At 45.8% G+C, this 22,259-nt stretch carries 24 protein-coding genes; 15 read left to right on the forward strand and 9 right to left on the reverse strand.

Features of this window, described 5'->3' with window-relative positions; translation table 11 throughout:
* Positions 1-18 precede the first annotated feature (18 nt).
* Positions 19-204 (reverse strand): hypothetical protein, encoded by a 186-nt coding sequence (locus QUA70_RS16030; protein ID WP_333348391.1) that lies wholly within the window; start codon positions 202-204, stop codon positions 19-21.
* 524 nt (positions 205-728) lie between these two features.
* Here QUA70_RS16030 and gor point away from each other — a divergent pair.
* From gor to QUA70_RS16065, 7 genes are all read left to right on the forward strand, one after another.
* The gene (gene gor, locus QUA70_RS16035; protein WP_333348388.1) at positions 729-2,072 is read left to right on the forward strand and encodes a glutathione-disulfide reductase; all 1,344 of its coding nucleotides are present in this window, start codon (positions 729-731) and stop codon (positions 2,070-2,072) included.
* Positions 2,073-2,388: 316 nt separating this feature from the next.
* Positions 2,389-2,925 (forward strand): opioid growth factor receptor-related protein, encoded by a 537-nt coding sequence (locus tag QUA70_RS16040; RefSeq protein ID WP_333335217.1) that lies wholly within the window; start codon positions 2,389-2,391, stop codon positions 2,923-2,925.
* A 295-nt stretch (positions 2,926-3,220) separates the two neighbouring features.
* Complete coding sequence (locus tag QUA70_RS16045) at positions 3,221-3,811, forward strand: sigma-70 family RNA polymerase sigma factor (RefSeq protein ID WP_333332827.1); 591 nt, start codon at positions 3,221-3,223, stop codon at positions 3,809-3,811.
* Entirely contained in the window at positions 3,808-4,245 is a 438-nt protein-coding gene (locus QUA70_RS16050; protein WP_333332693.1) for a hypothetical protein, read from the forward strand. Before QUA70_RS16045 ends, QUA70_RS16050 begins: the two co-directional genes overlap by 4 nt.
* 19 nt (positions 4,246-4,264) lie before the next feature.
* Entirely contained in the window at positions 4,265-4,750 is a 486-nt protein-coding gene (locus QUA70_RS16055) for a Spy/CpxP family protein refolding chaperone (RefSeq protein WP_333332696.1), read from the forward strand.
* A gap of 316 nt (positions 4,751-5,066) precedes the next feature.
* Positions 5,067-5,759 carry a YqiA/YcfP family alpha/beta fold hydrolase gene (locus tag QUA70_RS16060; protein WP_333332699.1) on the forward strand — a complete coding sequence of 231 codons (693 nt, stop codon included), beginning with the start codon at positions 5,067-5,069 and terminating at the stop codon, positions 5,757-5,759.
* Between the two features lie 32 nt (positions 5,760-5,791).
* Positions 5,792-6,499: an ROK family protein gene (locus QUA70_RS16065; RefSeq protein WP_333332702.1), complete on the forward strand. Its 708-nt coding sequence runs from the start codon at positions 5,792-5,794 to the stop codon at positions 6,497-6,499.
* Between the two features lie 154 nt (positions 6,500-6,653).
* Here QUA70_RS16065 and QUA70_RS16070 read toward each other — a convergent pair whose 3' ends face one another.
* On the reverse strand, positions 6,654-7,001 hold the full coding sequence (locus tag QUA70_RS16070) for a WGxxGxxG family protein (protein ID WP_333410500.1): 348 nt from the start codon (positions 6,999-7,001) through the stop codon (positions 6,654-6,656).
* 120 nt (positions 7,002-7,121) lie between these two features.
* Between QUA70_RS16070 and QUA70_RS16075 the strand changes: the two genes are divergently transcribed.
* Positions 7,122-8,309, forward strand: a complete 1,188-nt coding sequence (locus tag QUA70_RS16075; protein ID WP_333332708.1) for a histidinol-phosphate transaminase — start codon at positions 7,122-7,124, stop codon at positions 8,307-8,309.
* A gap of 53 nt (positions 8,310-8,362) precedes the next feature.
* Positions 8,363-8,758, forward strand: coding sequence for a VOC family protein (locus tag QUA70_RS16080; RefSeq protein ID WP_333332711.1), 396 nt, complete (start codon positions 8,363-8,365; stop codon positions 8,756-8,758).
* A 34-nt stretch (positions 8,759-8,792) separates the two neighbouring features.
* Here the strand turns inward: QUA70_RS16080 and QUA70_RS16085 are convergent, their stop codons facing one another.
* Positions 8,793-9,371, reverse strand: a complete 579-nt coding sequence (locus tag QUA70_RS16085) for a hypothetical protein (protein ID WP_333332714.1) — start codon at positions 9,369-9,371, stop codon at positions 8,793-8,795.
* Between the two features lie 58 nt (positions 9,372-9,429).
* Between QUA70_RS16085 and QUA70_RS16090 the strand changes: the two genes are divergently transcribed.
* The gene (locus tag QUA70_RS16090) at positions 9,430-9,855 is read left to right on the forward strand and encodes a DUF2358 domain-containing protein (RefSeq protein WP_333332830.1); all 426 of its coding nucleotides are present in this window, start codon (positions 9,430-9,432) and stop codon (positions 9,853-9,855) included.
* Positions 9,856-10,020: 165 nt separating this feature from the next.
* The gene (locus QUA70_RS16095; RefSeq protein ID WP_333332717.1) at positions 10,021-10,434 is read left to right on the forward strand and encodes a fasciclin domain-containing protein; all 414 of its coding nucleotides are present in this window, start codon (positions 10,021-10,023) and stop codon (positions 10,432-10,434) included.
* Between the two features lie 189 nt (positions 10,435-10,623).
* Here QUA70_RS16095 and QUA70_RS16100 read toward each other — a convergent pair whose 3' ends face one another.
* Positions 10,624-12,090, reverse strand: a complete 1,467-nt coding sequence (locus QUA70_RS16100; protein ID WP_333332720.1) for a glycoside hydrolase family 13 protein — start codon at positions 12,088-12,090, stop codon at positions 10,624-10,626.
* A gap of 710 nt (positions 12,091-12,800) precedes the next feature.
* Here QUA70_RS16100 and QUA70_RS16105 point away from each other — a divergent pair.
* The 3 genes from QUA70_RS16105 to QUA70_RS16115 all read left to right on the forward strand — a co-directional run bounded on the left by QUA70_RS16105 (position 12,801) and on the right by QUA70_RS16115 (position 16,412).
* Entirely contained in the window at positions 12,801-14,090 is a 1,290-nt protein-coding gene (locus tag QUA70_RS16105) for a glucose-1-phosphate adenylyltransferase (protein WP_333332722.1), read from the forward strand.
* Between the two features lie 674 nt (positions 14,091-14,764).
* A complete protein-coding gene (locus QUA70_RS16110) occupies positions 14,765-15,004 on the forward strand; it encodes a hypothetical protein (protein ID WP_333332725.1) in 240 nt (79 codons plus the stop codon).
* Positions 15,005-15,407: 403 nt separating this feature from the next.
* On the forward strand, positions 15,408-16,412 hold the full coding sequence (locus tag QUA70_RS16115; protein WP_333332728.1) for a J domain-containing protein: 1,005 nt from the start codon (positions 15,408-15,410) through the stop codon (positions 16,410-16,412).
* Positions 16,413-16,575: 163 nt separating this feature from the next.
* Here QUA70_RS16115 and QUA70_RS16120 read toward each other — a convergent pair whose 3' ends face one another.
* From QUA70_RS16120 to QUA70_RS16140, 5 genes are all read right to left on the reverse strand, one after another.
* Positions 16,576-16,851 (reverse strand): DUF1816 domain-containing protein, encoded by a 276-nt coding sequence (locus tag QUA70_RS16120; RefSeq protein WP_333332730.1) that lies wholly within the window; start codon positions 16,849-16,851, stop codon positions 16,576-16,578.
* Between the two features lie 373 nt (positions 16,852-17,224).
* Positions 17,225-17,512, reverse strand: coding sequence for a DUF1816 domain-containing protein (locus tag QUA70_RS16125; protein WP_333348385.1), 288 nt, complete (start codon positions 17,510-17,512; stop codon positions 17,225-17,227).
* Positions 17,513-17,747: 235 nt separating this feature from the next.
* Positions 17,748-18,503, reverse strand: coding sequence for a DUF2993 domain-containing protein (locus QUA70_RS16130; protein ID WP_333348382.1), 756 nt, complete (start codon positions 18,501-18,503; stop codon positions 17,748-17,750).
* A 130-nt stretch (positions 18,504-18,633) separates the two neighbouring features.
* Positions 18,634-19,227, reverse strand: a complete 594-nt coding sequence (locus tag QUA70_RS16135) for a pentapeptide repeat-containing protein (RefSeq protein WP_333348379.1) — start codon at positions 19,225-19,227, stop codon at positions 18,634-18,636.
* A gap of 201 nt (positions 19,228-19,428) precedes the next feature.
* Positions 19,429-20,841 carry an HD domain-containing phosphohydrolase gene (locus QUA70_RS16140; protein ID WP_333332741.1) on the reverse strand — a complete coding sequence of 471 codons (1,413 nt, stop codon included), beginning with the start codon at positions 20,839-20,841 and terminating at the stop codon, positions 19,429-19,431.
* Positions 20,842-21,117: 276 nt separating this feature from the next.
* Here QUA70_RS16140 and QUA70_RS16145 point away from each other — a divergent pair, with 276 nt between their 5' ends.
* The gene (locus QUA70_RS16145; protein WP_333332744.1) at positions 21,118-21,855 is read left to right on the forward strand and encodes a DUF2993 domain-containing protein; all 738 of its coding nucleotides are present in this window, start codon (positions 21,118-21,120) and stop codon (positions 21,853-21,855) included.
* Positions 21,856-22,259: the final 404 nt, after the last annotated feature.

Below are 22,259 nucleotides of genomic sequence, written 5' to 3' on the forward strand. Positions count from 1 at the left end.
CATTTAATTGGACTTTATTTATGATCCTTGCGCTGTAAAGCTTGTAGTCTCGTTCCAAAAACTGTCCGGAGTATTGTTTAGGGAATCTTTAAAAAAATCTTTTACCAAATCCTTCGCGCCGTCTACTGCCAACTCTTCTAAGATGGGTTTGACGAGAATGCCAACTCCCTGCGCCACTCCCCAGATCACAAGCCACTCGCTCATAAAGCTAGCCCGATAATTAATTTATGTTGATAATATAGCAATTATCAAGGATTGATGAAATCATCAAAAACTGTAGGGTAATCTCCCGTGATTGCCCCGATAGGTTAGGGTAGTATCAGTTTTCTATCGCTGGGCTGCGATTAGCCCCGATCCCGCCTGATTGTTGCCCCCTACTACCCCCTAAAAATCGGGAAGAGCATCAAAGTTGCGCTTTTTTAAAGGGATTTACGGGAGTTCGACTCGGCTATAACGAGCGATCGACAATTAGCTCTTTTATTCTTGGCGGCGGCTAGAAAATAGTTATATTTTTATATGTTTCTGGTCGAGCGCTTGTGTTATAATCTAATAATGGAAGTGTGAGTAATTTTAAAATTAACGTATAATATCCTATTATTTAATAATACCATATCAATCGCAAACAGTAAAGTAGTGGCTCCCCAAAAAAAACAAAAATTTTTTGAGATATCATTAAGAAAAGTAAAGCGTAAAATTGGTAAGTGGGCGATAAGAAGGTACAGACAATTATGACATACGACTACGACTTGTTTGTGATAGGTGCGGGTTCCGGCGGATTGGCGAGTTCCAAGCGAGCAGCATCCTACGGCGCAAAAGTGGCGATCGCCGAAAATGACTTAGTAGGCGGAACCTGCGTAATTCGCGGCTGTGTCCCCAAAAAACTCATGGTGTACGCCTCAACATTTTCGCACCTTTACGAAGATGCAGTGGGCTACGGTTGGAGTCCAGTAGAAAGCAGCTTTGATTGGGAAAAACTCGTCACCACGGTAGACACAGAAGTGCGGCGGCTGAGCAAACTGCACATCAGCTTCCTCGAAAAAGCGGGAGTCGAATTAATCTCAGGATACGCCAAATTTATTGACCCCCACACCGTCGAAGTTGGTGACAAAAAATATACCGCAGCCAAAATCTTAATTGCAGTCGGCGGAGAAGCCAGAAGAGTCCCAATTCCCGGCATCGAACACGCGATCACCTCCCGCGAAATCTTCCTGCAAAAAGAGCAGCCAAAACGGTTTGCCATTTGGGGTGGCGGCTACATCGGCGTCGAATTTGCTTGCATTATGAACGGGTTGGGAAGCAAAGTAACTCAAATCATCCGCAGCGAGTTAATTTTGAACGAGTTCGACACAGAAATTCGCACCAACGTGCAAGAAGGAATGATTAAGCACGGAATAGACATTTTGACAGAAAGCTCGATCAACCACATAGAGAAAACCCCAGAAGGCTTACAAATAAGTTTGTCGGGAAAATCGGAAGGAACGCTCATAGTAGACGCGCTGTTGTGCGCTACCGGGCGCTTGCCGAACTTGGAAAAATTGGCTTTAGAAAATGCGGGAGTAGAAATCGATAAATGTGCGATCGCAGTTACCAAAGACAGCCGTACCAGTCAACCGCACATTTTTGCAGTCGGAGATTGCACCAACCGCATCAATTTAACGCCAATTGCGATCGCCGAAGGACGCGCTTTTGCAGATACTGAATTTGGCAACAATCCGAGAGCAATCACTCACGAAAATGTCCCGTCAGCGGTATTTTCCCAGCCGGAAGCGGCTACAGTCGGCTTAAACGAAGTGCAGGCTAGAGCCAAGTTTCCTGACTCAATTAAGTGCTACACAGCCAAGTTTCGGCCGATGTTTCACGCTTTGACAGGCGCAGACGAGAAAACTTTTGTCAAGTTAGTCGTTGAGACTAATACTGACAGAGTTTTGGGCGTGCACATGGTTGGGAAAGACGCGGGCGAGATTATTCAAGGAATGGCGATCGCTGTTAATATGGGAGCTACGAAGAAAGATTTCGACGTGACTATTGGCATTCACCCATCGACTGCTGAAGAGTTTGTTACTTTGCGGTAAAGCTGGGAAGTCGCCAGGGGTTTAAACCCCTGGCTAATAGCTAAAGTCGGTTAAAACCGACTCAAGAAAACTATTTTGAAGAACAGGCATCCTGCCTGTTCCACACAAAAATTTAATTTTCTTGTGGAACAGGCCGGAAAGCCTGTTCATAAAAGGCTAATTGACAATGGTGCAACATATGAGTTAAAACCGACTCAAGAAAACTATTTTGAAGAACAGGCATCCTGCCTGTTCCACACAAAAATTTAATTTTCTGGTTGTGGGGTGGGCGTCCCGCCCGCCCAAAAATACAATTTAGATACAAAACAGCTTATTAATGAGTAATTCAACCAAACAAAACAAAATTTTAGCATTCTATCTCGGTCAGGAGCCTGATTCACAAGGTCGGGCGATCGAGGATATTTGGTCGTGGGACTACCAGAAGCTGGAATCCGTGCACAATTACATTCAATGGCTGTTTCCGCTGAGAGAAAAGAGTCGCTTTAATTCCAGTGCTCCGACTTTAAATGATGAGGTGATTCAAGCTTTTAGAACAAGTGAAGAGTTGAAAAATCACTTACTCCATTCGTTCACTGTCATGCTGGCATTTTACGGGCTGGAATGCCGCGAAGGGGAAAACGCAGCAATTGTAATTGCAAAATCCGAGGAATATTTGTCAAGAAAAAGAGAGTGGATTCAACAATTTAATCACAACTACCTGCGGCTGACTAGGATTCTTACAAGTTTGACAGAGTTGGGATTAAAAAATTACGCTTTAGCTCTTTTCATGTGTTTAGATGAGATATATAACGAAGAAAAATCCAGTATTAGTTTAGAAACTTATACTTATTGGAAAAATGCTGTAAATACTTAGAAGCGATATTTGAGAATTATCGCTATAGCCAACCATACGACCCATAATAAAATTGAATTTTTGTGGAACGGGCCCCAAAGCCTGTTACGGGCGGGCTAAGAATGCCCAACCCCTACTCCCCACAATAAAATTTAATTTTTGTGGAACAGGTCGGATTGCCTGTTGCTGACATGAGTGCAGTTTTCCACCCCAGGCGGATTAATGCTCAAAATAATATTTTAAATTATTTGAACCTTTTTTGCGATCGTCCTGTCTAAACACTTCAGATAACGAACTGGTGGGGGAGACTTCACAGGTGTTAGGTGTGCCAGCCAATGTTTTAACCGATGACTGTTCCGACTCGGACTTAGTTGCTCAATGTTTAAAGGGCGATCGCACTTGCTTTCGCTACCTTTACCAACGCTACCAACACAAAGTCAGGTCAACCCTTTACCAACTCTGCGGCCCGTCGCTTCTTGACGATTTAGCACAAGAAGTATTTCTGCGAGTGTGGAAAGGATTGCCCAAACTCAAGCACCAGGAAAACTTTTCTACTTGGCTTTATCGAATCACTTGGAATGTGGCTTCCGACCAAAGACAAGCATTTGCTAAACAGCATTATTTTGACTCCCAGCTCAAAAATCAAGAAGTAATGGATGGGGTTATTCTAAAAGATAACACATCCGACTTGATGAAGTTGCACTATCAAGATTTAGTGCAGCGGGGACTGGAGCAATTGAGCTTTGAACACCGCAGCGTTTTGGTGCTGCACGACCTAGAAGACATCCCGCAAAAAGAAGTGGCTCAAATTTTGGGACTGCCAGCAGGAACTGTCAAATCTCGCGTCTTTTATGCCCGAAATGCTGTGCGACAATTTTTGCAAAAAGAAGGTGTCAGCGAGCTATGAATAACCAAAGCAGCGACCAAAAGTTAGTTAATTTCTTGAAGCAACATCGCCCAAACCTTCCCGAAGCTGCGCCCGATTTTGAGCAAAAACTTTTAGCTGCAATAGAGAGGAATGAGGCGGGTGAGAGAAAGCTCAATTATCTGGGAGATCCCCAATTTACCCGGTCTAGTAAAAGGTCAAGAATGGTCGGTTTTCGCAAGTGGGTTTTTCCTTCTGCGATCGCCGCTGGCTTGCTAGTTTTTTGGTCGGGCTACCGTGCGTTTGAGACTGCACAATTGCCAGATAATGAAACAGCTAAGTTAGAAGCATTTTTAGTCACTAACTGGGAGGGTGTACTGCATGATTCTAGCGAAAAAAATATGACCGATCGCTCGCAAACAGACTGGTTGACTTTCAGCCAGAGTGCTGACAGCGAACCGCTAACAAATAACTAATATCAAAGAGGGAATTTTCATGTCAATTCGTCGTATTTCTGCCCTAGCCGTTTTAATGCTGACTCTCGGCAGCACAGCCGCAGCAATAGCAGTTCCTAATCCCCTAGAACCGGAAACAATTGCCCAAAACCAGCGTCCCAATCGACCCGGTGGCAAGGAAGGGGGGATGTTCGAGAAACTTAATTTAAGCGCAGACCAAAAGCAGCAAATGCAGGCAGTTCGCGATCGGTATAAAGACCAAGTTTCGCAGCGGATGCAAGCAGTCCGCCAAGCCCGACAAGAATTGGAAACGATGATGTCTGGTACGGCAAATGCTAGCGAAATGCGCGAAAAACACCGTCAAATAATCGGATTGAGGCAGCAGTTGGAAGAGGTGCAATTTGAAAGTACACTCGCAATGCGAGAAGTGCTCACAGCCGAACAGCGCAGCCAATTAGCTCAAATGATGCAGCAGCGCCGACAAACTGCGAAAAATCGGATGCAAAACGGTCAAAAATCGCAGTAGTCAAAAACCCCAGTAATTGACGAGTGGTTTTGAGTGAATCGCAGGGTGCGTAGTGCACACTCTGCGATGATTCATTGTAAGCAGGTATAAATCAATAAATGCAGGCAGGGAGAAACGCTGCTTTTCTGTAATCTATGCAATGGCTTTCTATCTTCGCAAAAGCCGTCTAAAAGCGCAGCAACTTTAAGTCTATTCGCTTGCTTTATCTCTTCGGAAAATCACTATATATTTTCATCTACTTAAAGGCTTTAAATTGTTATTAATAACTCTTATTAAGTTAGAATAATTAGTTGGGAAGTATCATAAGATTTTCTGGATGAATTTACCGATAGACTCGACTTACATTTATTTACACGGATTTGCTTCAAGTCCCAATTCAGCTAAGGCTAAATATTTCCGAGAGCGCTTTTCTTACCTAGGAATTGACCTAAAAACTCCCGATCTCAATCAAAACGATTTTTCCGGCCTCACTCTCACCCGCCAATTAAACCAAATAGAAACAGAATTTTTGCCAACCCAATCCTCCCAACATCCCACAGAAAATGTAAAAAATCTAGGGGGAGTCACCATAATAGGGTCTAGTTTTGGGGGGCTGACAGCGGCTTGGTTGGCCCAGCGACAATTGTCAGTAAAGCAAATAGTTTTGTTAGCACCGGCTTTTGACTTTCTCTCCCACTGGCTGCCACTGTTGGGACAGCAACAGTTAGAAAAGTGGCAGTCTGAGAAATATCTGCCCGTTTACCACTACGGCGAACAGCGTTATCTGCCACTAAAATATCAGTTTTTGGGAGATATGGCTCAATACCCTGAAGAAAAATTAATGCGTTCAGTCCCTACGTTAATTCTTCACGGCAAGCATGATACAATAATACCGATTCAAGCTAGCAGAAATTTTGCCGCTAACCGTCCCTGGGTGCAATTAATCGAATTAGAAGACGATCATTCTTTGGGAAATGTCCTAGCGGAAATGTGGGAAGCGATTCAAAAGTTTTGCCAATTCACAAATTAAAATTTGACCAACTTGCAAGTCTTAACACTCAAATGACTGAACAAGATCGATCGACTCGCACCTTAGCCGTTGACATTGGCGGAAGTGGCATCAAAGTTATGGTGTTGGACAATGAAGGCGAACCCCAAACGGAACGCAGCCGTTTAGAAACGCCTCAACCACCGAAACCGGAACCTGTACTAGAGGCGATCGCCTCTTTAGCCAGCGGACAAGGGGAATTTGACCGAGTATCCGTCGGTTTCCCCGGCGTCGTGCGCCTAGGCATCATCAAAACCGCAGTGAATTTAGATCCGTCTTGGATAGATTTTGACCTAGAAACTACCCTCAAAGATCGCTTGGGAAAACCTGTGCGAGTGGCTAACGATGCCGATATTCAAGGATTGGGAGCAATTGCTGGGACGGGGGTAGAATTAGTAATTACCCTGGGCACCGGTTTCGGTTCTGCCTTATTTGTCGATGGTATCTTGGTGCCAAATCTAGAATTAGGACATCACCCGTTTCGCAAAGGGGAAACTTACGAACAGCAATTAGGGCGATCGGCATTAGATACAGTGGGTTCCAAAAGATGGAATCGCCGTCTGGAAAAAGCACTCGCCTTTCTGCAAAATCTCTTTAACTGCGATCGCCTTTACATCGGCGGTGGCAATACTAAAAAGATTGTTTTTGAGTTACCGCCCCAGGTTAAAATAGTACCCAATGTCAGCGGTTTATTGGGCGGGATTGCTTTGTGGCGCGATTGAATAAACTTTGTGGTCAAAAGGCCCATCATGATCAAAGGAACCGGATTTTTTGCTCGGATTAAAGGCAATAATCCAGTCTTTCGGTAAAAAACCCGGTTTCTGAATCGACGACAGTTGATTTGTTTTTTGGCTGGTGCGAGATCCGTTTAAAAAATTATTCGCCCATCGGATCGCGGTAGCGTTTGGGTTCATCCTTGCGAAACAGATTCGCTAAACCGAGGATACCCAATAAACCCAAAGCACCCCAATGATTGTTGTCGTCCTTGCTTTCTTGAAAGGGAGTTCTGTCTAGAACAACTCCATTAGAATCAGTATTGTTCTGTGCCGGAGCTGACTGCGTTTGAGCTGAGGCAGGCATAGCTGAAGGGAGAACAGCCAAACTTAAAGCTATGAGGGTAGCGGCGGCATTTTTAGATATATCGGAAGGCTTGACTTTCATACTCGGTTTCCAAATATCAGCAGTTACTTTATCAAAATAATCAATTTGCCATAGCCGACGCATCAATCGAGCGACAGAAACTCAATTCCCTCCCTCCTCTTGCTTTCGAGATAGAACAAGCTCTATGCTAAGTTCAGATGCTTCTAAGCAGATTATCTAAAATAAAAAGTCGTAAATTATACCATGCTTCCCTTTATCCGAAAAGATTTAGCCGAACTTACCGCATACACTCCCCATCCGGGCGGCACATCAGGAGAACCAGCGCACTCGGAAAGTGCGATCGATCGCCTTGATACCAACGAATGCCCCTACGACTTGCCAGAGGAATTAAAAAAAAAGCTAGCTTGGACTTACCAGCAGTTAATTGAGACAAATCGCTATCCCGACGGAGGCCACGCACGGCTCAAAGAGGATCTCGCCCAATACGTCAATGAATCCCTAAATGTCCCCCCCCTTAACAAGGGGGGGCTTGGGGGGGTTACACTGCCCAAAACTGCCATTACAGCCGACAATATTTCTGTGGGCAACGGTTCCGACGAACTAATTAGATCCATCTTAATAGCTACTTGTTTAGGCGGTACCGGCTCTATTTTCGTTGCGAATCCCACCTTTTCGATGTATGGAATAATCGCCCAAACCCTCGGTATTCCCGTTGTGAGTGTTCCGCGAAAAGAGGAGACTTTTGAAATCGATATCGAGGAGGCTAAAAGGGCGATAGGCCAAAATCCAAATCCCCCCGTGCGCGCCGTCTTTGTCGTTCATCCCAATTCCCCCACAGCCAATGCTTTGACAGCAGATGAAATAGAATGGTTGTCAAATTTATCCGAAGAGATATTAGTAGTAATTGACGAAGCCTATTTTGAATTCAGCCAAAATACTTTAGCAGACCAATTGCACCATCACCCGAATTGGATAATTTTACGCACATTTTCCAAAGCATTTCGACTAGCCTCAATGAGAGTTGGATATGCGATCGCCCATCCCGAACTCACAGCCACCTTAGAAAAAATCCGTCTCCCCTACAACCTTCCCAGTTTCTCGCAAACTGCAGCCGAGTTCGCCTTAGCGCAGCGGCAGTTATTGCTAGCAACCATTCCCGAAACTCTATCAGAAAGAGCCAAATTAATTGCAGCGCTAACTCAGTATCAAAAATTGCAAGTTTGGCCGAGTGCGGCTAACTTCGTTTATCTGCGGGTAAAAGCCGGTGAGGGCGAATCTGCCGAACAGGAACACAAACAAATCATGCAGCAGCTAAAACAGGGAGGTACTTTAATTAGGCATACTGGAGGAGGTTTGCGAATTACGGTGGGTAGCCCGGAGGAAAATCAGCGAACAGTCGATCGAATAGGAGAAATTTTTGACAACTCATAATATTCGGTATCCAGTTTCTGCTTAACACAAAAATAACTTTGGAGAAGGTATATATGCTTCAAGGAAAGGTTTTACGGGTTGCTCGCCCAACGGATTGCCTCGATCGAGTTGTTCATTTCTACACAGAGGGTTTAGGGCTGCAAATCCTCGATAGTTTTGAACACCATGAAGGTTTTGACGGAGTAATGGTTGGGATGCCAGGAGAAAGCCACCACTTTGAATTCATCCATCAACGGGGACATATTGTAGGTGGCGCTCCAACTCAAGACAATCTTATCGTCTTTTATCTTCCTAACCAACAAGAATGGCAGCAGGCTGTTGAGCGAATGAAAGCAATGGGATTTGAGCCTGTAAACTCCTACAATCCTTACTGGGACAAAGATGGAGTGACCTTTGAAGACCCAGATGGCTATCGAGTCGTTTTGCAGAATGCCGAGTGGAGCTTGTAGCAGCGCGATCGCAGCCTAAGATATCTACACCACTTTATAACTGATCATTTCCTTGTCGTGCCGCCCGAATGGTTTGGGGAAATACGCCTACTAAAAGTGCCAAAGCTTCATCGGGAATTTGTGCCACCGTTTCCGAATCCAAATATTGTTCAAACTGAGTTAAAACCATTTGTGCGCGTTCCAAAGCTGTAGGCTTTGCCGTTAACTGTTCCATTAACCGCACCCACTGCCGCCGAATTCCAAAAGCTTTCTGTATTTCTTCGGGAGATTGAGGGCAAACCAAACAAAAATCGCCCACGGGAATCGCCTGCTGAGAGTCAACATCAAAAACGCCCCCAACGGCAGCCCCAGGCCCGGCAAACTCCGCGTGGAAACGTTTAATCAAAATTAGGCCGTTCCGGCGACGGCTATCTACCATCAACAGCTTGCCGCTGTTAATTTCTACGAGAATGTCAGAGGAGTGGGGGTGTTCTGTCAAATCTGTGCCAAGGTTTCGATGTCGCAAGTCCGGGCCACCAGAAAAGCCGACGCGGACAATATAATTAGAGGTAAGATTAGAGCTGGATGAAGTATCAATTTTTTGCTCCTCCCGCTGCCGATCGAGATTATTCATTTAAAGTTATAAATTAATACTGTCACAAGGTGGTAGTTTGAGCGCGATCGAATATCAAATGCAGGTAGAACAAGCAGTAGACACCCTGAAAGCGGATCTCCCGACGCTTTTTGAAAAAGACATATCCTACGACATCTACACAAAAGATGTTTATTTTCAAGACCCTGTTAACAAATTTAAAGGAAAAATCAACTATCGCATTATCTTTTGGACTCTCCGATTTCACGGGCAGCTATTCTTTAACGAGATTTACTTCGACCTGCACGACGTAGATCAGACAGCCCCTGATACTATTGTGGCAAATTGGACTGTTCGCGGGACACTGCGGGTTCCCTGGAAAGCTCGGATTTTTTTTAACGGCTACTCTACTTATAAACTGGATAAAGACGGCTTAATTTACGAACATATCGACACCTGGGACAGAGAACCCGGAGAGATTTTAAAGCAGTTTTTCCGCAAGGGAGAGGAGGCGACCCAAGTATAAGCCAAAAAGGTCGATCGCGCGGAGCCATCAGGGCCAGCAACCGAATTAACTTATAATGGCTAAAATAATCATCATCCCTCCGATTCATTTTCTGCTATTTGTAAATTGCTAAAATGATTGTCGCCTCTGATTCATTTTCTGCTATTTGCACTCCTGAAAAACATCATGGCTGATATTGTCGAGACTGCCACCAATGCCGGTTCTTTCAAAACACTCGTGACTGTTATTGAAGCGGCTGGTTTGTTAAATTTATTGCAAAGTCCGGGTCCCTACACCGTCTTAGCACCAACTGATGAGGCATTTGCCAAAATTCCTACGAACACTATTACGTCTTGGCTGGAAGACATACCCAAGCTCAAGAAAATTCTGACTTACCACATTCTGTTTGGCGAGGTACTAACCGAGAACTTGCTTGAGTTAAGTTCTGCTGAAACAGTGGAAGGTTCTGTGGTGGGAATTGATACTTCTGACGGCATTAAAGTGAATGAGGCTAAAGTTATCACTCCAGATATTCTTGCCGACAATGGCGTCATCCATATCATTGATGCGGTGCTAATACCAGCATTAGTTGCAGCATAATCAAACTTGAGGCATCTCTAAATTTAGTAGGGTGCTTATGGGCGCACCTTACATTTTAAACTAGAGAACTTACGCAAGTGTCACAATTAGTAAGGTGGGTCCGATCCCAAGCCATCGATCATCCGTCCATAACTCGGTCTGACGCACCCTACAAGTCGATTGGAGCGTGACACTTGCGTAATTGCTGAACTAATTATCCGAACCTAAAATTAATCCCGATCGCGCCGGCAGCACCAATTCTAAATGCCGAGTTTTCCCGTCACCTTTCCAAACAAAGTCGCCTTTCCCATACAGCAATTTATCGTGAGGAGATTTCAACTTAGCTGGCTCAAAGCTAATATTAGCTGCTTCGGTCGCGACATTGACAGCAACAACTATTTCCTCATCCCCCAAAATTCGGGCAAAAACGTAAACCGTTCCCTCAGCAAACAGAATTTGGTACGATCCAGTACGGAGGGCAGCATATTTGTGCCGCAAAGCTATCAACTGCTTGTGGTAATCTAAGACATCCATTTCCCAGTGAGCTTCTAAGGGAAAACCGCGGCGAGAATCGGGATCGAGAGCACCGGGCAAACCAACTTCATCGCCGTAGTAAATGCTAGGAGCTCCGGGAAAAGTTAACAGCAGCAAATTAGCAAGTTCGACGCTAGCTTTATCGCCTCCAGCAATTGTTAACAACCTCGCGGTATCGTGACTGGCTAACAAGTTGAGTTGAGTTAGCTGTATTTCCCAAGGATATAATTCCAAAACGTGCTGAATTTTGTCGCCGTACTCTTTAGCAAAAAGCGCCGGATAGGGATAGTAAGAACGGCCTTCAAGTTGAGCTAAATCAACCCTGTCGCCCGCTGCAAAAGCAATCGTCGGCGCAGCAAAAAGATAATTCATTACCCCGTCAAATTGAGTACCGTCGAGCCATTCTCTCGCATCTTCCCAAACTTCGCCCACAATGTAAGCTTCGGGATTAACTGCCTTAACTCGGTCTCGAAATTCCTGCCAAAATCCGGGGCTTTTAATTTCAAAAGGAACGTCCAGCCGCCAGCCATCGACGCCGAATTTAATCCAATATTCGGCGATTTCCATGATGTATTCTCGCACTTCTGGATTGTCGTGATTGAATACAGGAAGGGCTCGATTCCCGTCCCAACCGGCATAATTAGCAGGAAAATTGCCGTCGTAGGCAGATAGCGGCCAGCCTTCAATTTTAAACCAATCCACCCAAGGAGAATGGGGGCCGTTTTCCAGGATGTCGTGGAAGAAGAAAAAGCCGCGGCTGGCGTGGTTAAATACGCCGTCGAGGACAACTTTGATGTTGCGATCGTGAGCGGCATCTAAAAGTTCTTTAAACGCTGGATTGCCGCCCAACATCGGATCGACTTGATAGTAGTCGTGGGTGTGGTAGCGGTGATTGCAGGCCGACTGAAATATGGGGGTAAAGTAAATTGCGTTAATGCCTAAGTCTTGCAAGTAGTCTAGCTGTTCCATCACGCCCCACAAGTCCCCGCCTTTGTAGCCTTGCAGAGTGGGGATTTCGTGCCATTCTTCCCACATGAAGTTTTGCAGCAGGCGTTTGCGGGGCTGTTTGCTTTTGGCGAAGCGATCGGGAAATATTTGGTAGAATACCGCGTTTTTAACCCAGTCCGGCGTTTGAATTTGCATACACTTTTTCTAGCTTTTACGGCTTAGGCTACAGTAGCAGAGGTTTCTAGGGGATCTAACTTTTGGTAGAGAATAGACATTTTATCCCATTTTTTTCATCGACAAATTGTAAAATATTACACAAATTTGCAGTCAATCTAAGATTGAAAACTGAGCTCTACCTAGAAAATTATGGTTCCGACGGGCGGCGCTTCCTGACTGCTGTGGAGTTGGACAAACTCAGATAACAGGAACGCCAGCAAAAAGAACCGGATCAAATTCAAGCAGAACCAGAGCACACTTTGGGCCCATACAGAGGGTTAGCGGGCGTGGCGTTGCGATCGACCAGCCTGGAACAAGAACAACAGCGCGCGCCATCCTGGAGCGAGAAATTGCCAAAACGGGCAATTAACCTAAAAAACTTGTTATTAACAGCCAAAATCCCCACCCTTATTCTTTCCTTAAACTGCCCTTATTTATTGAGGGGTATTTTAACTCACAACTCCAAACTCATAATTCCAGTCCCGGACGCACTCCAACTCTCATAAACCGGGTTTTTTAACTCTTATTGAGGGTGTGAAGAAGTATTTGGATTAAACAACCCGGTTTCTGCGTAAGTGACTCGCTCATAAGTGAAAACTCAAAACTTCCTTGCTCTCCCCCCTTGTCAAGAAGCCCTCACCATCCGACACTGTACTTGGAGAGTTAATCGACCCTAGGGAGAAAGTTCCTTGAAAAAAGTTTTAGCCATCATCCTCGGTGGCGGTGTAGGCACCCGCCTTTACCCCCTAACCAAACTGCGAGCCAAACCCGCAGTTCCCCTCGCAGGCAAATATCGCCTCATCGATATTCCTGTCAGCAACTGCATAAACTCCGAAATAGTCAAAATCTACGTCCTCACCCAATTCAACTCGGCATCCCTCAACCGTCACATCTCTCGCACCTACCAGTTTTCCGGCTTCACGGAGGGATTTGTCGAGGTGCTCGCCGCCCAGCAAACTCAGGAAAACCCCAACTGGTTTCAAGGGACAGCGGACGCAGTTCGCCAATATCTCTCGCTGCTAGAACAGTGGGACGTGGATGAATACTTGATTCTCTCTGGCGACCACCTGTACCGCATGGACTACCAGAAGTTTGTGCACAGACATCGCGAAACTAAAGCCGATATCACCCTCTCGGTTTTGCCAATGGACGAGAAGCGGGCCTCGGATTTTGGTTTGATGAAAATCGACGACAAGGGCCGCATTGTTTCTTTCAGCGAAAAGCCAAAAGGCGAGGCGCTCAAACAAATGCAGGTGGATACTACTACACTGGGACTGACAGCGCAGCAGGCTCAGGAAAGTCCTTACATTGCTTCGATGGGGATTTACGTCTTCAAAAAAGAAGTTCTGATTAAACTGCTGAAAGAATCTCCAAACCAAACTGATTTTGGTAAAGAGATTATTCCGAATTCTGCAAAAGACCACAATGTTCAAGCTTATTTGTTTGACGATTACTGGGAAGATATCGGAACCATTGAGGCTTTTTACGATGCTAACATGGCTCTAACAAAACAGCCTCAGCCGCCTTTCAGTTTCTATGATGAAAATGCGCCGATTTACACTCGCCCGCGTTTCTTGCCGCCGACTAAGCTTTTAGATACTCACGTCACTGAATCGATTATTGCGGAAGGCTGCATTCTCAAACAGTGCCGGATCGACCATTCTGTGCTGGGAGTTCGATCGCGCATTGAAGCTGGATGTACGATTCAAGACACCCTAGTCATGGGTGCGGACTTCTACGAACCCGACGCCGAAAGGCATTCGAGTTTGGGCACCGGCGGCGTCGCCCTCGGTATCGGTGGAGATACTACAATTCGCCGCGCGATTGTGGATAAAAATGCCCGCATCGGCCGCAATGTTCAAATAATTAATAAAGACCGAGTGGAAGAAGCAAACCGCGAAAACCAAGGTTTTTACATCCGCAGCGGCATTATCGTAGTCCTGAAAAATGCCACGATTCCTGATGGAACTATCATTTAGTTATTAGTCATTAGTCATTAGTCGTCAGTCATTAGTTTTTTAAGTTAAAATCTGTTACCTCTCAGCAAGTGACTGATGATAAATAATTAAATTAGTGACAGATCACCAATGGCCGATGACTGATGACTGATGACAAAATTTATTTTTTTGTTGATTATTAATCCTAACTGCTGATGCGAGGTTGTTGAAATACTTGGCTTAATTCAAAGGCTCGCGCATTATTAATAAGTGACAGTCTCTGTTACTGTCTGCCGTGATACCGATATGTCCGCTCGCCTGCGTTTGGCGAATAGCTTCTGATTCTTGTATTTGCGCTGGTAGCACGACTGACAAATGCGCTGCCCGTTTCTGAGTAACACAGAACTCTCGGAACTATCTTTCCAATCGTCGCAGCAGCCGCAAGGCCAACTTAGCAAATAATTCATAATGTTAGCACCCTCGTAGCGTTAAAAGCTTATCGTTCTACTATCCTATCTTAATGTTTTATAAAAGTGTGTGATGTAGCTAACAGACAGCGGAGAAATTATGTTATATTACTTTGAATTAAATTTATTCAGAGGTTGTAAAAATAAAATTCTCTAGCACGGGTGTGGCGTGAATAAAAAATCTCTAGAAAATTTGTGTAAAAACGGCGCAATTTAGGGTATTATATAGTCACAATTCAGACACCAGATTTGGCAGAACTTGCTGATGAAAACCTGCTAAGATTTGGATTGGGTGATAAAGCTCATATCGAGAAGTTCGTAGGCGTAAGCCGGGGCGTAGCCATCGCACCGCGCCCCGGAAAAAAAGACCAAAAAAAGATCGCTCGTCCGCGCCAGTCAACCCTCCTGGGCTCGCGCCAGCAACAGCAGCAACTTTCCCCGCCTCACCTCAACCGGGCTGCTGCCTTCCGAAAGCCCCAAGCCGCATAACTCCCCAAGAGTTTGCGGCGCAGGAGTTTCACCGTCTCAAAGCTCACAGGTATAGCAACGGCCCAGATGGTAAGGACGTTCTTAATTGATGAAAACTATGGTTTGTGTTGTCGAAGGCCAAAAGCTTTTCTAGAGGCTGCTGCTTCGGCTCCCTTCAGCACGAGAGAGCCGAATGCTATAAAATATCAAACAGCAGCGGAGTGCGGAAATTGCGATCGTCCAGCAAGAAGCAACCGAACTCGATCGAGTCCAAACCTTTGATAACCTATAATTTGAATGAGATGCCGCAGGCACTTCGGCTCCTGGCATTATACTAATGCGCCATCCTGCGGCTAATTTGGGATTTATTCTTTCTAACAACTAACAACTAACAAATAACAACTAATAAAGAGGGGATTGCTTAATGGCTGCAACAGATTTTAAAGACTATTACGCTATTTTGGGACTCAACAAAACTGCTAGCTCTGACGAAATTAAAAAAACTTTCCGCAAACTAGCCCGGAAATATCACCCGGATATGAACCCCGGGAACAAAGAAGCCGAAGCTCGTTTTAAAGAAGTAAACGAAGCTTACGAAGTGCTATCAGACCCAGAAAAACGCAAAAAATACGATCAATACGGTCAATACTGGAAGCAAGCTGCCACAACTCCAGGCGGATGGCCAGGCGGGGGCAGTACAAATGTAGACTTTGGCGGGGTTGACTTCAGCGAGTACGGCAGTTTTGACGAATTTATCAATGCCTTGCTAGGCCGCGCAGGTAGCAGTGCGGGTAGTGGCCGCAACGCCAAGTGGAATTACAGCAACTACCGCACCGGCGGGCCCACCGGTTTTGGCGGATTTGAAGATTTCGCGGGGTACGAAAATCGCACCGCAGGAAGCTCTCTCGACAGCGAGGTGGCAATTTCCCTAACTCTGGGGGAAGCATTTCGGGGCACTTCCAAGCGAGTCGCCACGGGCGAAGTTTCGATTCCTGCGGGAGTGAAAACCGGCAGCAAAATTCGGGTAAAAGGCAAAGGTCAAGTTGACCCGTACACGAAGCAGCAGGGAGATTTGTACCTAAAATTAGAAGTTTTGCCTCACCCTTTCTTTCAGTTTGAGGGAGAGAATTTGGTCTGCGAAGTGCCGATAACTCCCGACGAAGCGGTGTTGGGAGCTTCAATTGAAGTGCCGGCGCCTGAAGGTATGATAACTGTAAAATTTCCGGCGGGGATGCGATCGGGTCAGTCTTTACGCTTGCGGGGCAAAGGATGGCCAAAACCCAAGAAAGACGAGCGGACTGATTTGTTGGTAAAAATTGCGATCGTGCCACCGAAAGAAATTAGCACTGTAGAACGCGAATGCTATGAAAAAATCAAAGCAAATCGCACTTTTAATCCCCGGAGCAATTTAAACCAAGCGCTACTTTGAAAAAACTTGCATTTCTCAGACGCAAATAATACCGTTTCTTAAATATTTCCTAGGGACACAGCATTGTTGTGTCCCTACTGTATGCAAGCGCGATCTCATTTGAAAAAAACCCTGTTAACAAGTCAACTTTATATTCGCCCGTAATTGGCAGTTTCCAACGTTATCAAGACTCTTCGCTAGCTCTTAGCTGAGTAGGTTGGCTACCTTGTTTGATGTTGATGCTAATTTTTTTAGCTCCTTTGTTCTCCAGGTCTCGGATGTAACTGTTCGAGCTGTTAGAAGCTTCCTGTCTGCTGTCATAGGGGCCAAAGTAATAGGTACGCTTGGGCGAATCAGTATCAACTTCTACCCACCATTCGCCACGTCGAGTGCTGCTAGCAGGTTGAGCTAGCACCCAAAAGGCAGTGAAAAACATACCCAACATAGAGATTTCAAACATATTTACCTCTGGGAAGATTTAAGTAGTTTTTTCTGTTCCCTCTCAATTTATCAACGCAACGGGATCTATCGGCTCGTCCTCAGTGCTGATTTAGCCCCGATTATTTTTGGCAGTTAATGCTAGCTAAAATCTGCATTTTGGTGGAGAAGAAGCCGACTTTTAAGCCACCACTACAAATATAAAGTCCGCAGGGTAAGGACTAGGACAAGAGGATGCTTAATATTATTGTTGAGGCTTCAGTTAATGAAAAACTAAAACAGAACTTACGCACTCTAGACGCCCAGAAACCGGGTTGTTTAACCGATACCCCTCGCGATAGACGGAGTATTTTCGTCAACAAACGCGGTTTCTGCGACCAAGAATATCAAAATTATTAAGCAGCCACACCTTCTGAGAATTCATCACAAATGGTGAGATCCGAAGGTTGACACCGTTTGATGCGGATGCTAAGCCTTTTGGCTCCCTCGCTTTCCAAGTCTTCTATGTACCCTGGAGTATTGCTGGAAGCTTCTTTGTCGGTGTCAAAGGGGCCAAAATAGTAGGTACAGTGGGGCAAATCGGTGACAATTTCTACCCACCATTTCTGGGGGCTGCGGTGGCTGGGCCCCGCAAGCACGGACAAGACTGCGACGTAGATACAAAATAAATAAAATCCGAGCATCTTTATTCTTCAGGGGTGATTTAATTTATTATTTCAATCTATCAAAATAATTTGCCCCCTGGAATCAACCTCAGTGCTGATTTTGAGTCGATGGAACAGAGATGTTAGATTTTAGAGCTTAGATTTTCCTCCCATCTAAAATCTAAAGCAAAACCCGCCGGTGCGGGTTGTTTGCTAAATGAAAAATGCTCTTTTTCCCAACAAGATGGCTGGGCAAACCTCAACCTGCTGAGGTTTAGCGCTTGCCTTTGGGAAACTGTTCGATACCAGCCCAACCGTAAAAAACCAGCTCGTCGTTCTGAACTCGGCAGCGGTCTACTCGCAGTTGAGTGCCCTCTAAGGCAAATTTGTCTAAGTCGAGCAAGTTATTTACGTGGGCAATTATAGCTTGACCCAAGTCTACTGCTTGCCCGTCACCGCCGTAAGTAACGCTGACAAATTGGATTTTGCGTCGGTCTTCTACTTGCAACTGAGCTGTAATATCTATGTTGACGGGTTCGCTGGCCTCGCCTACGGTAATCTCGGACTGAAGGCGAATTGATTTGTCGGCTCCGAAGCTGACTTCAGTGTTTTGAAAGTGCAGAGATTGCTCTTGGTACTTCAGCTTCTGGAGTTTTTCAACTACAAAAGGTGTATTGAATGAGGTGGTTAAATCCGATCGAGTTAAGACTACTCGCATATTTGCCTGGGTAGGCTGCCGCAATTTTACTTGACCTGCAAAAATCGCCCCAAAATCAATGGAGAGTGCTTGCAGATAGAGTTCCATCACTTCTATACGCAGGCCGTTGTACATCAACATACCTTTGCCAACGAAGTCGAAACCGTCGATGCTTCCCTGCAAGAGTTTGGCCACAGGTTCGACTCGGATATTGGCTTCTGCCTTTTCAGAACGCTTGAATAAGGCTGCGATCGCAGCTCCTGCTACTTTACTAACAAGGCGATCGCCACTTTGACCTTGAAAGGATGTACCGCTAAACAAAGCTGCTACCATTTATTCGTTTGCTCATTTACAGTCGCCATTATAACCTCCTATTAAGAAATGTTAAAATAGCTTGTGCTTATTCACATCATAAGCACGGATTGTTTAGTTGGTGTGCATGGAAAATCACATTTTTGATTTTTTAATTGCTCAGGGGGGTGCCTTGGAGACAAGCCCGATCGAGCAACGCTCCATCCCAAACGGTTTGTTCGATCATGGCACAAAGCAAATTAGCCCCCGTCAGGTTAGCGCCACGCAGTACGGCTCCATTCAAGATCGCTTCTTCCAAGTCAGCTCCCGACAAATCAGCGCCGGACAAATTGGCATTGCTCAAATCGGCGGAGTGCAAAATTGCCCGAGCCGCATTAGCGCCCCGCAAATCGGCGCCGCGAAAATCGACACCGCTCAAATCCAAATTGCCGATCGCAGCCCCGGTCAAAAAAGCACCCCCAAAACTTGCATCGCGGACTAAAGCGTTAGCGAAAGAAGCTCCCCGCAAATCGGCATTCCGAAAATCTGCGCCTCGCAAGTCAGCGCCGCTCAAGTCAGCGCCACGGAGGTTGGCTCGCAATAGGGCCCGTTGCAAGTTAGCGCCGGCGAGATTAGCTCCACTCAAGTTGGCTTGAGACAAGTCGGCACCGGCGAGAGCGGCTCCCGATAAGTCTGTGCCGGCTAAATCAGTGCCGGCTAACATCAAAATTTTGCCTTTGCGTATGGCTTCGAGGTCATTAGTCATTAGTTTTTAGTCATTAGTCATCAGTCATTGGTCATTAGTCATTTTTCGCACCCTACTGCTGCGGCTGCAACTCTCAGAAGTAGGGTGCGCTTAGGAAGCAAAGGCTGATTTTTTGTAGTGTTGGAAAGGATTGTGTGCCGAGTTTTAAATGCCCCATGCCCAATTACCCATTACCGATCGCCCCTTACCCATCCAGTTATTTTATAATGCCGGAGCGGCTGCGGTCGTGCGATCGCCCAAATCCTCCAACCATACATTCGGCAGTTGGCTCGGGCGAGTCGGTAACTCCATCAAACCCATTTCTGCCAGTCTGACGACGTTGCCCAGAGTTTCCACCAAAGCCGGATCGAAGCGAATGCCGGACTGTTCGCGGCACTGTTCCAAAGCTTCGCTCAAACTCAAAGCCGCACGATCGCCACGCGGTTGAGTCAATTCTTGAAAATAAGCGACCAACCCCAAAATCCGCGAAGCAACGGGTATCGCTTCGGCTCGCAAACCCTCTGGCCTGCCGCTGCCGTCCCAATATTCGAGTTTATACTTGACAATTTCCGCAACAGGTGCTAACTCCGGCATTGCTTGCAGCAGTTGGGAACCGATGAAACTGCGATCGCGCCAAAAGGATAAAGTTGCTTGGTCAAAAGCATCGGGAGTGCGATCGAACACCTCATTCGGGGCAGAAACTAAGCCGACTCGAAACAGCAATCCAGCCAGCCGCAGCCTCCGCAACTGCAAAGCCGGCAAATCCAGCAGTTGACCCAAAGTTTCCGACAAAGCCGCCACCTGCAATGACGCTGTAGGATTTGAGGTATCGCGTTCGTCCACGCGCTGTGCCATCCGCAGAAAAGCTTGAAGTTTGTTTGCGTTCAAATTGCGGCTGATACGCAAAGCTTGACCTTCCAATTCCCACAACTCGCGGGTTTGGCGGTTAATTGCCACCATTTGCTGCTGAGAACTTTGCAGGTAAGTGACTATCCGCGATACCACGCCGCTAATGTCTGCCAAGGGCGGGCCAATGGTAGCCAGAATTTCGTGGTACATTTCCAGCAAACTGTCGGCTAAGGGGGAGTTATAATGTCGCGTTTGTTCTATAAAAATTTCTGCAGCAGCCGACACCAAAGACTGGTCAAACGACCACAAACCGTAGAACTTTCGTTCTGTATCTACTTCTGGCTTGCCCTGGGGCAAGTATTCCTGGGCTGAAAGTTCGCGGCAAAGCACCATTGCTTTGTATGTCGGGGCGAGGATGATTAAATTCCATTCTTCGATGATGGGGTCGTTTTCATCGAGATTTATTAAAGATACATTTTCTAATTGCCCGGTTTTGTGGGTAGCGAAACCGCTGTCGGCTACTGCACCGATGACAACGCGGCGAGAGGCATTAGCAATATCGAGGTAGCGATCGGCTTCCTGTAAATACCATTTACCCTGCTGAAACGTTACCAAAACTAAGGGTTGGAGTTCGCTCTTGTCCCCGCCACTGGTTTGCAAAATGTGGTCTTCTAGGGCGTGACACAGAGCTACTAGGGTGTTTTTGAAGTATACCCCGTAGCTAGAAGGCAGTTTTCCGTCGGGAAGTGTAGCTTGTAGTCTGGCGAGAGTTGATTCTGGATTCATTACAAAAGGCTGTGCCGGCTTTTATTTATTGTAGCGGGCGATCGAACTTCTAGAAAAGACTTTTGGCAAAAATCCGAGTTTTTGAGTTTTCACCGCTTCGCAACCGAGTCAATGTAGACTGCGCCGAAGAGTACCTGATTAATTTTAGCAATTTTCTGGAAACCCTCTGTCTTTGGCTGAGTTTTTTTCAGAAGAGAAACCTGCCGAGAGGAAGACGGTAAATGACTTAGGTATTAACTACTATTTCTTACAACAATATTATTAGGAATTCTGAGCGTGCTTCAACAAAATAGAAGTTTAGGGGAACAGGCGATCGACAAAGTTGCCGAGATTGCTATTGCTAGTAAATTAGACGAATCGGAAAGTTTGTCTGTCACAGTCAACACCGATCCTGGGCAGCTAGCCCAGGGAGCAGTAGAGGCTGTTGCCGTTGAGGGCAAAGGATTGGTAATGCAACAAGACTTGCGCGTAGAAGAATTGCAAATTCACGTCAAGGATATTGCTGTCAATCCCCTGAGCGCTATGTTTGGCAAAATTGAACTGAACGGGCCTGCCTTCGGTGGGGCGCGCGCAGTTTTAACCGAAAGCGATATCAACCGCGCTTTTAATTCCGAATACATCAGTCGCAAACTGAACAACTTAAAAGTTACTGTTGACGGACAACTGCGGACAATAGACGTTAAAACTATTGAGTGCCAATTGCTAGCCGGAAAAATCGCTTTAAATGCTGAGGTATTGGTGCGGGAAACTGCCTCAACTGAAAAAATTTATTTTACAGCACAACCTCAGATCGCAGATGGCGGTTGGGCAATTTCTCTTGAGGATGTCGAGTATCCCGAAAACAAGGAATTTTCGCCTGAGTTAACAGCAGCTTTGGCGGACAAAGCTGGTGAAGTTTTAAACTTGCGAAATTTTGAAATTGAGGGAATGTCCCTGCGAATTCAGCAGCTAAATGTGGAAGCTGGTGTGCTGACTTTGCAAGCTGAAGCGAAAGTCGAACAATTTCCAAATTAGTAGCTTGTAGGGTGTGTCAATGGATTTTAGATGTTAGATTTACTCCACAGATGAATCTGGGGGTTTGAACAAGAGTCTAAAATTTTACTCTTTCCACTACAACAGTCGTTCGCAAGTATCCGTTGTTGGGCGGGGTCAAAAACACAAAAGATTTTGACATCAAGCAATTATTGGAACTGACGCATCCGAAGACGATGCTTTGAAACTACCTCTGCCCTTTGCTTGTCCGTCGGGTACGAGTGTCTCAACCGAACTTATTCTAGAAACCCGGTTTTTTACCTGGTTTCTAGATACCCGTGCGTTAGTCATACCGAAAATAATTTCTCCAAGGCGATCGCACTTTTTAAATCCCTCTAAAGTTATAAAAAAATTGCTAGCAATCGGTGGCAAAGTATCACCGCCGT

Source organism: Microcoleus sp. LAD1_D5 (assembly GCF_036702115.1).
Lineage (GTDB): Bacteria > Cyanobacteriota > Cyanobacteriia > Cyanobacteriales > Microcoleaceae > Microcoleus.